1 protein-coding gene (cut by a window edge) is annotated in these 18,185 nt (G+C 69.1%); it reads right to left on the bottom strand.

What is annotated here, in order from left to right:
- Positions 1–18,185, bottom strand: the 3' portion of a protein-coding gene (locus tag AB0N05_RS03500; protein WP_364687037.1) for a non-ribosomal peptide synthase/polyketide synthase. Its footprint extends 7,369 nt past the window's final position; only the last 18,185 of its 25,554 coding nucleotides appear in the window; the start codon falls outside the window, past its right edge; it ends in the stop codon at positions 1–3.

The raw sequence follows: 18,185 nt of genomic DNA on the forward strand, positions 1-18,185 counted from the left end.
TTACCGCGAGCCTGCCTGGCGGCGCACCGCATTGAGGACGCGCGCGATATGCGCGAGCGCCTCGGGAGCGGTCATTCGCCAGTGGGTGGCCTGTACGGCGTGGCTGTGCACCACGCCCTCGATGGCATCGGACCAGGTGGCCACGCCGACCGTGCCACTCGGATCATCCAGGGCGGCAGGGAAATACAGCAGGTCGCCCTTGAACCGGCGGGGCCGGTACGCGCCGATGAGTGCCATGGATGACACGCCGCTGTCGACCATCCGGGTCAGCCGGTCCGCGCCCAGCGAGGCGAACGGTTCACCCAGTGCGGCAAGCTGTTCCACGAGCACATCGGGTTCCGTCGCGAATTCGCCGAGATCGGTGCGGTCGCCGAGCAATCCACCGAGCAGGTCGGCGATCGGGAGCGTCATGCCCTCTTCGGCCGCAACCTCCAGCGAGCTGTCCAGCATGGCCAGAGTGACGACCCGCTGACCCTGATCCTGCAACTGCACCGCCACGGCATGCGCGAGCACGCCGCCCAGCGACCAGCCCAGCAGGTGGTACGGGCCCTCCGGCTGCACGGTCCGGATCTCGCGGACATAGCGGGAAGCCCAGTCCTCGATGGAATCCGGCAGCGGCCCAATAGAACTCAGGACCGGTGACTGCAAACCGTAGATCGGCCGATCCTCATCCAGGAAGGCGGCCAGACCGGCGAACGACCAGGAGATGCCGCCCACCGGGTGGATGCAGAACAGCGGAGCTCCGGAACCCGTGGCCCGCAGTGGAATCAGCACGTCGAACGCGCCCTCCGCGCCCGCACCGTCCCAGCCGCCCGAGCGCGCCGCCATACCGGCGGGCGTGGGCGCGGTGAAGACCGCGAGCACCGGAACCCGCTCCCCCAGTGCCGAACCCAGGTGGTCCGCCAATCGCACGGCCAGCAGCGAGTTGCCGCCGAGCTCGAAGAAGTTGTCGTCCAGCCCGACTCGCTCGACGCCGAGGACATCGGCGAAGACCGCGCAGACCGCTGCCTGGGTTTCGGTGTCGGGAGCGCGGAATTCGCGAGGTGCGAAGGCCGGTTCCGGCAGCGCCGTGCGATCCAGCTTGCCGTTCGCGTTCAGCGGCACCGCATCGAGCACCACGAAGGCCGCGGGCACCATGTACGACGGCAGGGTCGTGGTCAGGGCCGATTCGATGCGCGCCACCTCGAGCTCGGACCCGTCCGCGGGAACCAGGTAGGCGACCAGCCGGTCACCGTGTCGATCGGCCTTGGCCAGCACCGCGACCCGGGCGATCTCCGGCAGGGCCAGCAGCGCCGCCTCGATCTCGCCGAGCTCGATCCGGAAGCCGCGGATCTTCACCTGGAAGTCGGTGCGGCCCCGATACTCCAGTTCCCCGTCGGCATTCCAGGCCACCAGATCGCCGGTGCGGTACATGCGCTCGCCCGGTGCGAACGGATCGGCCACGAACCGGTCCGCGCTCAGGTCGGCCCGGCCGAAGTAGCCCCGGGCCAGCTGCGCACCGGCGAGGTAGAGCTCGCCCGGCACGCCGACCGGCACCGGCTGCAAACGCCCGTCCAGCACGTACACCCGGCTGTTCCATTCCGGAGCGCCGATCGGCACCGACACCTGATCGGCCGCGGTGACCCGATGGCTGGTGATGGACACCGCCGCCTCGGTGGGGCCGTACAGGTTGAACAGCTCGGTGTCCGGGTACGCGGTGCGGAATCGCCGGGCCAGCACACCCGGCAGCGCCTCACCGATCGCCAGCACTCGCCGCAGGGAGCCCAAAGGTCGCGCGGCGGTGGTGTCGGTCAGCAGGCCGTCCAACATGGACGGCACCACATGCAGAGTGGTCACCTGCTCGCGCGTCATGAGCTCGTTCAGGTACGCCGGATCGCGATGCCCCTCGGCCGCGGCGATGACCAGGCGGCCACCGGAGACGGCGGCGGACCAGAACTCCCAGACCGAGAGGTCGAAGGTGGCGGCCGTCTTGAGCAGCACCGCGTCGGTCGCGTTCAGGCCGAATTCGGAGGTCTTCCACTGCAATTGGTTCACCACGGCGGCGTGTGGCAGCACCACGCCCTTGGGGCGACCCGTCGAACCGGACGTGAAGATCACATAGGCCGAGTTCGAAGGACGCAGCGGCGCTGTGCGTTCCGCATCGGTGACGGTCTCAGCGGACTGCGCACCGATCGCCGGATCGTCCATCGACACGATCGATGCCGCCTCGGTGAATCCGGTGTCGGAGTTCGTGAGCACGCACACCGGCCCGGCCGTCTCGAGGATGTAGCCGGTCCGGTCGGCGGGCTGATCGGGATCGATCGGCACGTAAGCGCCACCGGCGACCGAGACGGCGTACATGGCGACCACCAGATCCACGGACCGCCGAATGGCCAGGGCCACGCGCTGTTCCGGGCCGACACCGATCGAGATCAGGTGCCGCGCCAGGCGATTCACCCGTGCGGACAGCTCGGCGTAGGTCAGCTCGACCCGGTCGCCGGGCGCGGCGGAGCGGTCGGCCACGAGGGCAAGGGCGTGCGGCGTGCGGGCCACCGTCCTTTCGAACAGCGACACCAGTGTGGCCGCGGTATCCACGGCGCGGCGAGTGTCGTTCCAGCTCTCCAGAATCCGGACCCGCTCCTCCGGCGCGAGCATGGCCAGCTCGCCCACCGCCGTCGCGGGCGAGGCCACCACGGCTTCCAGGAGTCGCTGGAATCGTGCCGCGAATCCGGCCACGGTCGCCTCGTCGAACAGGGCGATGGCGTAGGTGAGGGTGACCGCAAGTCCGGCGGGTTCGCCGTCGTCCCGATAGCGATCCTCGACGACCAGGTGCAGGTCGAATTGCGAGACGCCGGTCTCGTAGTCGCCCGCGCCAACCCGGAGCCCGTCGAGGGCGAACTCTTCCTCGGTGAGGTTGTTGAACGAGAAGCCGACCTGGAACAGCGGATGCCGGGCGGTCGAGCGGGCCGGGTTGAGCACCTCGACGAGGCGTTCGAACGGCACGTCCGCGTGTGAGAAGGCGGCCAGGTCTCCGGTCCGCACCCGCCGCAGCAGGGTGCCGAAGTCCGCGCCCGGATCGATCTCGGTGCGCAGCACCACGGTATTGACGAACATGCCGACCAGGTCGTCCAGCGCGTCCTCACCGCGTCCGGCGATCGGGGTGCCGACCGCGATATCGGCGCTGCCGGACAGTCGGGCCAGCAGCACGGCGAAGGCGGCGTGCACCACCATGAACAGGGTGGCACCGCTGTCGCGGCCGAGTTCGGCGAGGCGCGCGTGCAGATCGGCTTCGACGGTGAAGCGAATCTCACGGCCTGCGGTGGAGACGACGGCGGGGCGCGGCCGGTCGGCGGGCAGGGTCAGCTGATCCGGCAACCCGGCCAGTGCGTCGACCCAGTACCGCAGCTGGGTGGCCGCGAGGGACCGCGGATCGGATTCCGAGCCGAGCCGTTCCCTTTGCCACACAGCGTAATCCGAGTACTGCACCGGCAACGGCGACCACGCGGGCATCGTGCCGCCGCGACGGGCCGCGTAGGCGGTCATCATGTCGCGGGCGAGCGGTGCCACGGAGGAGCCGTCGGCGGCAATGTGGTGGACCACCACGACCAAGACGTATTCCTCGGTCTCGCCGAGCATCCGGAATAGGCGGGCGCGTAGGGGCACGACATCGGTGACGTCGAACCCGTCCGCGATGAAATCATTGACGGCCGAAGGCAATTCACCGTCCGCGATCGGGAGCGGTGTCAGGTGCGGCGCATGCTCACCGGCGGGCAGGATCACCTGCACGGGACCGGTTTCGGTGAGCGGATACACCGTGCGCAGTACCTCGTGCCGGTCCACCACATCGGCGATGGCGGCATTGAGCGCGTCGATATCGAGGGCACCGGACAGCCGGATGGCCAGCGGAATATTGTAGGCCGCCGACTCGCCGTCGAAGCGGTTGAGGAACCACATGCGCTGCTGCGCCGGGGACAGCGGGGCGGGACCGGTCTCGGTGCGCCGCACCAGGATCGGACCGGACACAGCTGTGCCGGAGTCGACCGCGGCGGCGAGGGACGCAATGGTCGGGTGCTCGAACACCGTCCGCATGGCCACCTGCACGCCCAGCCTGGCCGACAGCCGGGCCGACAGTTTCGCCGCACTCAGCGAGTTGCCACCGAGTCCGAAAAAGTCATCGTCCAAGCCGACCTGCCCGACCGGCAGACCCAGGGTTTCGGCGGCCACGGCGGCCACGGAACGCTCGGCGGCTGTCACCGGAGCGCGGAACTCCGCGACCCGGAATACCGGTTCCGGCAGCGCTTTTCGATCGAACTTGGCGGTGGGAGTGAGCGGTACCGCGTCGATCACCATGATGACGGCGGGCACCATGTACGCGATGAGCGAGCGGCCCGCGTGTGCGCGCAGCTCCTCGACGTCGATGGCGTGCCCGGCGGCGGGCACCACGTACGACACCAGCGACACATCGCCGGAGGGTGCGGTGTGGCCGAGTGTGATGGCGAAGTCGACGGATTCGTGCGCGGCGAGCACGGCGTCGATCTCACCGAGTTCGATGCGCAGGCCGCGCAGTTTGACCTGATCGTCGGTGCGGCCCAGGAATTCCAGAACCGGTTCGCCGTCCGTGCGGTCGGTCCAACGCACCAGATCACCGGTGCGGTAGAGGCGTCCGCCGGGTTCGCCATACGGATCGGCGATGAATCGATCCGCGGTGATGCCCGCGCGGCCATGGTAGCCGCGCGCCAATCCCGCTCCGCGCAAATACATTTCGCCGACCACCCCGTCCGGCACCGGCCGCAGTCGCGCGTCCAGCACCACGGCCGACAGTCCGGGCACCAGCCCGCCCAGGACGACCCCGTCGCCGGGGCGCAGCGGCGTGCTCATATGCGTGGTGATGGTGACTTCGGTAGGACCGTAGGAGTTGTACAGCTCCCGCACGCCACCCCAGCGCTCCACCAGGTCCGGGCCGAAGCCCTCGCCGCCGACCGACAGGTAGCGCAGTCCGCGCAGCTTGTCCTGGTCGAGGGTTTGCAGCACCGACGGGGTGATGAGCGCGTGGCTGACCCGGTGGGTTTCGATGAGCTCGCTCATCTCCGCGCCGCCGAACACCTCGGCGGGCGCGATGATCAGCGCCGCACCGACCGGAAGCGCCATGAGCAGTTCCATGAGCGAGGCGTCGAAGCTGGGCGAGGCCCGGTGCAACACCCGGCTTTCGGCCGTGGTCAGGCAGCGCTGTTCGTGCACGGCCGCGACCCCGCTGATTCCGGCATGGGTCACCACGACGCCCTTGGGGCGTCCGGTGGAGCCGGAGGTGTACATCATCCACGCCGAGTTGCCGATTCGGATCGGACGCACGGGCTCGGTGGCGGCGATCGGCCTACCGCCGAGTTCACGCAGGCGTCCGATGGTCTCGGGCGCGTCCAGCACCAGCCACTCGGCTTGTGCCGGAAGCCGATCCGCGACCGCCGCGACGGTGAGGCCGACGGCCGCCCCGGAGTCGGCGAGCATGTAGGCGATGCGGTCGGCCGGGTAGGTGGGGTCCACCGGCAGGAAGGCCGCTCCGGTCTTGGCAACCGCCCACAGCGCCACCATGGAGTCGAGGGAACGCGGAATCGCGACCGCGACGAAATCCTCGGTGCCGAGACCGCGGCCGATGAGCAGGCGCGCCAATCGTGTCGACCGCTCGTCGAGTTCGCCGTAGCTGACGTGGTGACCCCGGTAGACGAGTGCGGTGGCATCCGGATTCAGGGCCGCAGCGGCCGCCATCGTTTCGGCAAGGGTGCGCGGCTCGACGGCCTTCGGGCCGCGGCGGGTCAGCAGCGCGGAACGCTCGGCGGGCGCGAGCAATTCGATATCGCCGAGACGAATGTCCGGGTCGACGGTGACCGCGCCGAGCACCCGGCCGAAGCGGCGCATGAGCTCGGTAATGGTCGATTCGTCGTACAGGTCGGTGGCATAGGTGATTTCGACGGCGATATGCCCGTCGGCGTCGAGCTCCTCGCCGATGGTGAAGGTGAGATCGAATTTCGCGGAGGTCTCATCGAAATCGACGGTGTCCAGCACCAATCCGGGCACCGCGTGCGTCCGGTGGCCCAGGTTCAGGTAGCTGAGCGTCACCGTGAACACCGGATGCCGGGTCTGCGTCGGCACGATGCCGAGCTCGTTCACCACCTGTTCGAAGGGCACCGTGGCGTGCGCGAACGCCGCCAGGTCCACTTCCCTTGTCTCACCGAGAAGTTCGGCGAAGGTGCGGTCGAGGGACGGCCGGGTGCGCAGGGCCAGGGTATTGACGAACATGCCGACCAGGTCGTCGAGCGCGGCGGCTCCACGCCCGGCGACCGGGGTGCCGATGGCAATGTCCTCGGTCCCCGACATGTGGGCCAGCAGCACGGACAGCGCAGCGTGCCACGCCATGAACGGAGTGACATTGTGCCGTCTGGCGAGGGCCTGCATGCCCGCACCTATGCCGCCGCCTATGCGACTGCGCACCACCGCCCCCCGGCGCGAGGAGACGGCCGGGCGGGGACGGTCGGTCGGCAGCGGCAGCTCGTCGGGCAGCCCGGCGAGAGTGTCGCGCCAGTACGAAAGCTCCTCCGCCGCAACCATGCCCATGACGCGGTGCTGCCACAGCGCGTAGTCGGCGTACTGCACCGCGAGCGGCGTCCACTCCGGCGCGGCCCCGGCACGACGGGCCAGGTACGCGGCAATGAGATCGCGCAGCAGCGGATCCATGGAGGACAGGTCACCGGCAATGTGATGCAGCACCACCACCAGCACATGGCTGGTGCCGGATTCGCGCAGCAGCACGGCGCGCATGGGCACCTCGTCGGTGACATCGAAACCGGCGGACATGATCTCGGCGATCCGCTCGGCCGGATTCCCCTGCACCGCTTCGATCTCCAGTTGCATGGCGGTATGCGGCGGCAGGATCACCTGGTGGGCGTCGCCATCGGCATCCAGCGGATACACCGTGCGCAGCGCCTCGTGGCGGCGGACCAGATCGGTGAAGGCGGCCCGCATCGCGGCATGGTCGAGCTCACCCAGAATGCGGACGGCGGCGGGCAGGTTGTACGCCGGGGATTCCGGGTCGAGCCGGTTCACCAGCCACATGGGCTGCTGCACCGGGGACAGCGGAATCGGGTGCGACCGTTCACCCGCCGCGAGAGCGGGCAGCGCGGAACCCGGATGCTCGGCATCGAGACGGGTGGCCAGGGCGTGCACCACCGCGGTCTCGAAGACGGTGCGCACCGGGATGCGACGACCGAGCCGCTCGCTGAGCCGGGCCAGGACCCGGGTGGCGATGAGCGAATTGCCGCCGAGCTCGAAGAAGTCGTCGTCGAGGCCGACCGGGTGCGGGGAGTCGGAATGATCCAGGCCCAGCACGGCGGCGAAGGCGTCGGCGACGGCATGTTCGGTCGCGGTGCGCGGAGCACGATAAGCCGTGCGTTCGAAGACCGGGTCCGGGAGGGCTTTTCGATCCAGCTTGCCGGAGGAGTTGAGCGGGAACGCGTCCAGGATCAGGAAGGCCGACGGGACCATGTAGGACGGCAGTGCGGCGGCAGCCGCCGCGCGCACCCGATCCTCGGCAATGGTCACGCCCGGCAGCGGGGTCAGGTAGCCGACCAGATGATCGCCGGTCGCGGCCGTCACCACGTGCGCCGCGGCCTGCGAGACACCCGGCACCGACGCCAGCACGGCTTCGATCTCACCGAGCTCGATGCGCTGACCGCGGAACTTCACCTGGAAGTCGGTGCGGCCCAGATACACCAGTTCGGCCTGAGCGCCGCTGTCGTCCCAGCGGACCAGGTCCCCGGTGCGGTACATGCGTGCGCCCGGTCCGCCGAACGGGTCGGCCACGAAGCGATCCGCGGTGATGTCGGGGCGACCGTGGTAGCCCCGCGCCAGCTGATCGCCCGCGAGATACAGCTCACCCGCCACACCGGGCAGGGTCGGACGCAGACGCGAATCCAGCACGTAGACACGGCTGTTCCACTCGGGGCGGCCGATCGGCATGACGGTGCGGTCGACCTCGCCGGTGACATCCCGGTAGGTGATGGACACCGCCGCTTCGGTGGGACCGTACAGGTTGTGCAGGCGGGCATCACTCACCGCGCCGAACGCCCGCACGGTCTCCGACGGCAGCGCCTCACCGATGACGAACACCTGACAAAGCGAGGCCAGTGCCGGACGCAGACGGTCCGGATCGGACTGCCCGGCAAACACACTCAGCATCGACGGCACGAAATCGGTGACAGTGACACCGAACTCGGCGATTGACTGAGCGAGGTAGGCCGGATCACGGTGGCCGTCCGGGGTGGCGACGACCATGGTCGCGCCCACCCGTAGCGGCATGAACCAGCCCCACAGCGATACGTCGAACGTGGTGGCGGTCTTCTGGAGATACACGTCGGCCTCGGTGAGCCGGTATTCGTGCTGCATCCAGTCCATCTGATTGACGATGGCGGCGTGGGAGACGCTGACGCCCTTCGGCTTTCCAGTGGAGCCGGAGGTGAAGATGACGTAGGCGGGATGCTGCGGCGACAACGCCGCCGCGCGCTCCCCGGCCGCAACCGGCGCACCGGAGTAATCGTGCAGATCGAGCGTATCGACCTCTACGATCAGGCCCCGATAACCCCACTCCGCACGATCGGCGGCGGTAGTGAGCAGCGCCGCGGGCTGGGCGGTATCGAGAATGTGACTGATGCGCTGCACCGGGTGATCGGGGTCGATCGGCACATACGCGCCACCGGCCTCGAGCACCGCGTAGATGGCGACGACAAGGTCCAGAGAACGCCGGATCGACAGGGCCACCGGCGATTCCGGGCCGACTCCCGCCGAGACGAGGTAGCGGGCCAGGCGGTTGACACGATCACTCAGCTCGCCATAGGTGAGCATGACCGCCCGGCCGTCACCGTCGGGTGCGTACCGCAGCGCCGGGCGATCGGGGGTGGCGGCGGCTTGTGCGCGGAACTCGTCCAGCAGCAGACGGCCGTCACCAATCGGATGGGCGGCGTGGTTCCACGCCACCAGGACTCGGTCGTACTCCCCCGCGTCGAACAGGTCGATATCACCGACGATCCCGTGCGGATCATCGGTGGCCACCGCCAGGAGCTTCAGGAACCGGCGGCCCAGCGTGTCCACCGTGGCCGCGTCGAACAGATCGGTCGCATAGGTGAACCCAATGGTGTCCCCGGTGACCGTGACCTGGAGATCGAATCGGCTGGTCTGGTAGTCGAATTCGCATTCGCGCACGGTCACGCCGGGCAGTGCGAGGTTGATCGGATCCAGGTTCTGGAAGAACAGCGCCACCTGGAACAGCGGATGCCGGGCCTCCGAACGCGGCGGGTCGAGCACCTCGACCAGTCGCTCGAACGGGACGTCCGCGCGGGCGAAGGCATCCAGATCGGTCTCCCGCACCTGCGCAAGCACATTCGCGAACGAGGCGGCCGGGTCGATCCGGGCACGCAGCACCAAGGTATTGACGAACATGCCGACCAGGTCGTCCAGCGCGGCATCACCGCGGCCCGCGATGGGCGCGCCGATGGCGATATCGCCGGTCCCGGACAGCCGGGCCAGCAGCACCGACAGGGCGGCATGCACGACCATGAACGGGGTGGCGTCATGGCGGGCGGCCAGGGCGGCGATATCGTCGCGCAGGGCGGCGTCGAACGGCAGCGTGATGGCCGCCGCGCGATGCGAGGCCACTGCCGGGCGCGGGCGGTCGGAAGGCAGGTCCAGCTGTGCGGGCAGACCGCTCAGCGCTTCCCGCCAGTAGTTCAACTGCCGCGCGGCAAGGGATTTCGGGTCATCCTCGCGGCCCAGCAGTTCCCGCTGCCAGAGGGCGTAGTCGCCGTACTGCACGGTGAGCGGATTCCATTGCGGTGCCGAGCCGTTCACCCGGGCGGCATAGGCGAGCGCGATATCGCGGGCCAGCGGGGCGAGCGAGAAACCGTCGGCGGCAATGTGATGCACCACCAGGGCGAGCACATGCTCCGCGTGATCCCCCACAGTGGCCATGCCGATACGCAGCGGCACTTCGGTGGTGACATCGAAGGGCATGCCGATGAACGCGGCCAGGGCGGCGGGCAGATCCCCGCCGTCCAAGCGGGTGATGGCGGGCATGGTGTCGGGCGGCAGGATGCGCTGGTATCCATTGCCTGCGGTCTCGGGGTAGAGCGTGCGCAGGGTTTCGTGCCGGTTGATCACATCCAGCAGGGCGGCCATCAGCGCGCGGGTATTCAGATCGCCGCTGAGCCGGAGGGCGATCGGGATGTTGTTGACCGTCTCCTGCGGGTCGAAGCGGTTGAGGAACCACATGCGCTGCTGTGCCGGGGACAACGGCAGCGGCTCAGGGCGCGGGCGAGGGCTCAGGGCGGGTCGCTCCACGGTGCCCGCGAGTCCGGCGATGCGGGCCACCAAGCCCGCGACGGTCGGGGCCTCGAACAGCAGTCGCACGGGAATATCGGCATCCAGTGCGGCGGCCAACCGGGCCACCAGGCGGGTGCCGGTCAGCGAATTGCCGCCCAGGGCGAAGAAGTCGTCATCCGCGCCGATCCGGTCCCGTCCGAGCAGGTCGGCCACGATCCCGGCGACCGTGCGCTCCGCGTCGGTGGCGGGACCGCGGTAGGCGGTGGCGGTGAACTCCGGTTCCGGCAGTGCCTTTCGATCCAGCTTGCCCGAGGCATTGAGCGGGAACTCATCCAGCGTGACGAAGGCGGCGGGCACCATGTACGACGGCAGCGTGGCCGCCAGCTCCGCGCGCACGGCGTCGACATCCAGCGGTGTGGCCGAGACGACGTACGCGACCAGCTGATCACCCAGCTGCTCGTGGCCGCGCGCGACGACCACGGCCTGGTCGATGGCGGCCGAGGCGGTGAGCGCGGTTTCGATCTCGCCGAGTTCGATGCGCAGACCGCGCAGCTTCACCTGGAAGTCGGTGCGGCCCAGGTACTCCAAGCGCGGGGAGGCGGAGCGCTCGCCGCCCCCGTTCCACTTCACCAGGTCGCCGGTGCGGTACATGCGCTCGCCGGGAGTGAACGGGTTGGCGATGAAGCGATCCGAGGACAAATCGGGGCGGCCGAGGTAGCCGCGCGCCAGCTGTTCACCCGCGAGGTACAGCTCACCCGCGACGCCCGGTGCGACCGGGTGCAGCCGCGAATCCAGCACGTACACCCGGGTATTCCACACCGGGCGGCCGATCGGCACGGACAGGGTGTCGGCATCGGTCACCTCATGGAAGGTGACGTCGACCGCGGCCTCGGTGGGGCCGTACAGATTGTGCACTCGCGCCCCGGTCAGTCGGCGCAGCTGCTGTGCGACCCCGCCCGGCAGCACCTCACCGGAGGCGAAAACCTGCCGCAGCGACAAGCATTCGGCGGTCCCGGGCTCGGCGACGAACACCGAGAGCATGGACGGCACGAAGTGCGCCGTGGTGACGCCCTGCGCCACAATGGTCCGCGCGAGATACGCCGGATCGCGATGCCCCTCCGGCTTGGCGACCACCAGCCGCGCACCGATCAGCAAGGGCCAGAAGAACTCCCACACCGAGACGTCGAAGGTGGCCGGGGTCTTCTGCAACACCACATCCGACGCGGTGAGCGCGTACTCGGATTGCATCCACACCAGGCGGTTCACGATTGCCCCGTGGCTCACGGCCACACCCTTGGGACGGCCGGTCGAACCGGAGGTGAAGATGACGTAGGCGGTGTTCCCGCCGCGGATCGGCCCGCGCCGGTCCGCGTCGGTGAGCGGTTCCGGGGAGTAGCTCGCGTACTCGAGAAGATCGATGCGCACCTGCGCGGTATCGAGTGCCAGATCGAAGCCGGAGGTCAGCACCGCCACCGGATCCGCCGTGGCGAGAATGTATTCGATGCGGTCGGCAGGCTGATCCGGATCCAGGGGCACATACGCACCACCGGCGGTGAGCACCGCGTACATGCCGACCACCAGGTCGATGGAGCGCCGCATACCCAGGGCGACACGGGAATCCGGACCCACACCGTGTGCGATGAGGTGGCGGGCCAGTCGATTCACCCGCCCGAAGAACTCCTCATAGGACAGATCCGTGCCCTCGAAGCTGACGGCGGTCGCACGGGCGGAGCGAATGGCCTGCGCTTCGAACAGCGAAACCAGGTTCGGCACACCGCCGTCCAGCCACAGGTCGGCGTCGGTGTCGTTCCACTCCTCCAGCACCAGGGTGCGCTCCCAGGAGTCGAGCAGGTCTATATCACCCACGCGCACAGCGGGTTCGGCGATGGCGGCGGCGAGCACTCGTTCGAATCGGGCGGCGAAACCGGCCACGGTCCCCGCGTCGAACAGGTCGGTGGCGTAGCGCAGCACACCGTGCAGGACGGTGCGGCCCGACGCGTCGGCGGTCTCGGTGAATGCCAGCGACAGGTCGAATTGCGCGGTGGTGTTGTCCAGCGGATACGCCGACACCTCCAGCCCGGGCAGCGACAGCACGGTGTCATCGCGGTGCTCGAAGGTGAGCAACGCCTGCACGAGCGGCGAATGCGCCTGCGAGCGAACCGGGTTCAGCTCCTCGACCAGTCGCTCGAACGGCAGGTCGGCGTGGGCGAAGGCCCGCACATCCGTCTCGCGAACGGTGCCGAGCAGCGTGGCGAAGGTGTCCTCGCCGTGCACCGGGGTGCGCAGCACGAGGGTATTGACGAACATGCCGACCAGATCGTCCAGGGCCTGTTCGGAGCGACCGGCAATGGGTGTGCCGATGGCAATATCCTCGGTGCCCGCGAGCCGGGCCAGCACGGCCGCATAGGCGGCGTGCACCACCATGAAGGTGGAAACACCGTGCCGCCGAGCCAGTTCCGTGACTTGCGCGGTGGTGTCGGCGGAGATCTCGAACAGCTCGGCCGCACCGCGACCGGAGGCCACCGCCGGGCGGGGCCGATCGGCGGGCAGCTCCAGCACCGGGGCCAGCCCGGCGAGTTCGGTACGCCAGTGCGCGATCTGACCCGCCAGCACCGATTCCGGATCGTCGGCACTGCCGAGGACCTCACGCTGCCACAGCGTGAAGTCGGGGTACTGCACGGGCAGCGGCTGCCACTGCGGCGCAGCGCCTTCCGTACGGGCCGCGTAGGCGACCACCAGGTCGCGGGCCAGCGGCACGGTCGAGACGCCGTCCGCCGCGATGTGATGGGTAACGACCACGAGCACGTGTTCGCCCGGTTCGGCCGCATTCCGGAAAAGGGCTGCGCGAATGGGTAGTTCGGTGCGCAGATCGAAACCGCGTCCGGCCACTGCGGCGACGGCCGCGACCGGATCATCGGTCTCGATCGGGGTCAGTTCGGGCAGCGCCGCATCCGCTACGGGGAGCACGACCTGCATGGGTCCGTCCGCGTCCTCGGGGAATACGGTCCGCAATGCCTCATGCCTGCCGAGCACGTCCGCGAGCGCGGCTTGCAGGGCGGATACGTTGAGATCGCCCAAGCGCGGGTCGACGGAGCGGAGGCGGATAGCGGCGGGGATGTTGTAGACCGCGGACTCCGGCTCCAGCCGGTTGAGCAGCCACATGCGGGTCTGTGCCAGGGACAGCGGGATTCGGTCCGGACGCGGCAGAGGCGCGAGCGGCAGCCCCCGCTGCGCTTCCCGGCTCACGCGAGCGGCAAGTTCGGCGACGGTAGGGGCCTCGAAGATCTCGCGCACATTCAGTTCGCACCCGAGGGCGGCATTGGCGCGGGCGACCAGGCGCATGGCGAGCAGCGAATTGCCGCCGCGCACGAAGAAGTCATCGTCCGCACCGATGGTGACGCCGCCCAGCAGATCGCCGATGAGAGTGGCCAGGACCGATTCCGCGCCCTCCTTCGGAGCACGGAAAGCGGTTGTGGCGGCAGCGAATTCGACAGCGGGCAGGGCCTTGCGATCGAGCTTGCCGACCGTGGTGAGCGGCATTTCGTCGAGGACCACCAGATGCGCGGGCACCATGTACGCGGGCAGTGCGGTGCGCGCCTGCGCCAGCACCTCGTCCGCGGAAAGCCCTGCGCCGGAGACATACCCGACCAGGCACTCGGTCCCGGCCGTATCCCGGGCCAGCAGCACGGCCGCATTCGCGACGCCCTCGGCCGACAGCAGCGCCGCCTCGATCTCGCCGAGTTCGATGCGCTGACCGCGCAGCTTCACCTGGAAGTCATTGCGCCCCAGATAAACCAGGTCACCGGCGCGGTTCCAGCGCACCAGATCGCCGGACCGGTACATGCGGGTGCCCGGCACACCGAACGGATCGGCGACGAAGCGTTCGGCGCTGAGCGCGCCCCGGCCCTGATAGCCCCGCGCCAGCTGGGTTCCCGCCAGGTACAGCTCGCCGGTCACACCGATCGACACCGGCCGCAGCCGGGCATCGAGCACATACGCGCGGGTATTCCAGTTCGGTCGGCCGATGGCGACCTCATGCTCGGGATCGGAATCGGAGAACTCGTGGTAGATGGTCGAAATCGCGGCCTCGGTGGGGCCGTACGCATTGTGCACCGACCCGCCGACCTGCGCGCGCAGCTGGCCGAGCAGTTCGGCGGGCAGCGCCTCGCCGCCGGTGTGCAGGTGTCGGAAGGAACGCAGTGCGTCCCCGTGCCCCTCGGCAAGGAGCGCGGCCAGCACCGACGGCACATGCTCGGCAATGGTGATGCCGTGCTCACGCATGAGCCCGGCCAGGTAGTCGAGGTCCTGGTGCCCGCCGGGGCGCGGAATCACCAGGGGCGCACCGGCCAGGGCGGGCAGGAAGCATTCCCACACCGAGACGTCGAAGGTGAGCGGGGCCCGCTGCATGATGCGGTCGTCGGCGGTGACGCCGTAGCGGTCCTGCAACCAGCGCAGCTGGTTCATGATGGCCCGGTGGCTGGTGGCCACGCCCTTGGGCAGACCGGTGGAACCGGACGTGAACAGCACGTACGCGAGATTGTCCGGGCGCAGCGCACCGAGCCGATCGGCATCGGCTAGCGGGGCGGCGGAGAACCCGGTGAGATCCAGGGCGGTCACGTCGACCACCCGCACACCGTCGAGTTCCGGCAGGGTCGCGCCACCGACCGAGAGCACCAGCGAGGTGCCGGAAGCCTCCAGCACGTGCGCGATGCGGTCGGCCGGATGCGCGGGGTCGACCGGCACGTAGGCCGCGCCCGCGTGCGCAATGGCGAACAGCGCGGCGACCATGTCGAAGGACCGCTGGGCGGTGACGCCGACAATGGCATCGGGGGCGATGCCCTGCGAGATCAGCCAGCGTGCAAGGCGATTGGCGCGATCGGCGAGTCCGGCGTAGGTGAGCGTTTCGCCGTCCAGGATCAGCGCGACCGTTTCCGGATTCGCGGCCGTGCGAGCACCCAGCAGATCCGCGAGCGTTTCGCGGGGCAGCGCCCGGGTGGTGGCATTGCGATCGGACAGCAGCAGGCCGCGCTCGGCCATCGACATGATCTCCACCTCACCGGCGGTCACCCGCGGATCGGCGATCATGGCGCGCAGCACGCGGGCGTAACCGGCCAGGAATTCCGCGATCGTGGCCTCGTCGAACAGATCCCGCGCATAGTTCAGGCGCACATCGATACCGGTCGGCTCGCCCGCGGCATCGGTGTTCTCCCACAGCGTCCAGTCCAGGTCGAATTGCACGGAGGTGACCTCGACCTCCAGCGCCTCGATGGCGATGCGCTGCAGTCGGATGTCCGGCTGGGTGTGGTTCTGCATGGTCAGCGTCACCTGGCACAGCGGTGCGTGTGCTTGCGAGCGCACCGGGTTAAGCGCGTCGACCAGGGTTTCGAAGGGGACGGCCGCATGGTCGAAGGCGGACAGGTCGGCATCGCGAACCTCGCCGAGCAGTTCATTCAGCGTGGCGTCCGGGCGCACGTCGGTGCGCAGGACGAGGGTATTGACGAACATGCCGACGAGGTCGTCCAGAGCCTCGTCGCCGCGGCCCGCCACCGGCGTGCCGATGAGGATGTCGCGAGCGCCGGAGAGCCGGGACAGTAGAACCGTCAGGGCGGTGTGCAGGACCATGAACGGCGTCACCCGGTGGGTGGCGGCGAATTCCAGTACGGCGGCATGCAATTCGGCGTCCAGAGCTCCGGACAGAGCTCCGCCCCGGTTGCTCGCCACCGCGGGTCGCGGGCGATCCGACGGCAGGGGGAGCACGTCCGGAGCCCCGTCGAGGCGGCCCGTCCAATAGCCGAGCTGCCGGGCCAGGGCGGAATCCGGATCGTCGGCCGAACCCAGGGCGTCGCGCTGCCAGAGGGCGAAATCGGCGTACTGCACGGGCAGCGGGGCCGGGTTGGGGGCGGTCCCCGCGCACCGGGCCACATAGGCATTGGCGAGATCACGGGTGAGCGGTGCCAGCGACCATCCGTCGGCGGCGATGTGGTGCACCACGAACAGCAGGATGTGCGTATTCGGTTCGTCCCGCAGGTGCAGCAGCCGGGCTCGGATCGGCACCTCGGCGGTGACGTCGAATGCGGTGCGCGCCAGGGATTCCATGAGCCCCGGCAGGTCAGCGCTGGTGATCGACTCCGGTACCAGGTCCACGAGGCGGGTTCCGGCGGGCAGGATGAGCTGGGTGGCTTCGCCATCGCGCTCCGGGTAGAGGGTGCGCAGGGTTTCGTGCCGGTCGATGAGATCGGCCACGGCAATCCCGAGCGCCTCGACATTCAGCGAGCCATTGAGTCGCAGCGCGAAGGGAATGTTGTACCCGCCACCGCGCGCGTCGAAACGGTTGAGGAACCACATGCGCTGCTGGGCGATGGACAGCGGAATGGCATCGCCGCGCACCTGAACGGTCAAGGGCGGCAGGGTGACCGTGGTATCGATGTCCGGCAGCGAGATTCGCGCGGCCAGGGCGCGGACGGTGGAGGCGTCGAAGATCGCGCGCAGCGGCACCGGTGCGCCGGTCGCCTTGGACAGGCGGGCGGCCAGCTGGGTCGCGATCAGCGAATTGCCGCCGAGGGCGAAGAAGTCGTCCTCCGCGCCGATCTTGTCCAGGCCGAGCAGGGCGGCGAAGGTATCGGCCACCAGGACTTCGGCCTGATCACCGGGGGCCTGGAACTCGCGGTGGATAGGCGCGGGAGCGGGCAGTGCGCCGCGATCCAGCTTGCCGGACGCGTTCAGCGGGAATTCGCCGAGCACCAGGTAGGCGGCGGGGACCATATAGGGCGGAAGAGTCTGGGCGAGAGCGGATTCCACCTCGGATACCACGACTTCGCGACCGGATGCCGCAACCAGGTAGGCGACGAGATTGCCGCCGAGGCCGTGATCGTCACGCACCAGTACGACCGCCTGGCCGATGGAATCCAGTGCGGTGAGCGCGGATTCGATCTCGCCGAGCTCGATGCGTAGGCCGCGCAGCTTCACCTGGAAATCGGTGCGGCCCAGGTATTCCAGCTCCCCCGCGCCGTTCCACTTCACCAGGTCACCGGTGCGGTACATGCGCGCACCGGGTGTGAACGGGTTGGCGATGAAGCGATCCGAGGTCAGGTCGGGACGCGCAAGGTATCCGGTCGCGAGCTGATCGCCCGCCAGATACAGCTCACCCGCGATACCCACGGCAACCGGGTGCAGACGCGAATCCAGCACGTACAGCCGGGTATTGAAGACCGGGCGGCCGATCGGCACCGCGTCGATATCGGCGGCCGTGACCTCGTGATAGGTCACGTCGACGGCGGCCTCGGTCGGGCCGTACAGATTGTGTAGGCGAGCACCGGTCAGTTCGCGCAGCTGCTGTGCGATCGGCGCGGGCAATGCCTCACCGGAGGCGAACACCATGCGTAGGGACGAGCACTGCGCCGCAGCGGGTTCGGCGACGAACACGGCGAGCATCGACGGCACGAAGTGCGCCACGGTCACGCCCGCGCTGGCGATGATCTCGGCCAGGTAGGCGGGATCGCGGTGTCCTTCGGGCTTGGCCACGACCAGCCGCGCACCGGCCAGCAAGGGCCAGAAGAACTCCCACACCGAGACGTCGAAGGTGGACGGGGTCTTCTGCAACACCACATCGTCGGCGCGCAGGATGTATTCGGACTGCATCCACACCAGGCGGTTGACAATCGCCGAATGCGGCACCGCCACACCCTTCGGGCGGCCCGTCGAACCGGAAGTGAAGATCACATACGCGGTATCCGAACCACGCAGCGGTGCACTGCGTTCCGCGTCGCTCAGCGGTGCGCTGGAGTAGCTCGACAGGTCGGCCCGGTCGATGCGCAGCTGCGGAACGGATCCGGTCTCGAAGTCCT

This window comes from Nocardia sp. NPDC051030 (assembly GCF_040683015.1).
Lineage (GTDB): Bacteria > Actinomycetota > Actinomycetes > Mycobacteriales > Mycobacteriaceae > Nocardia.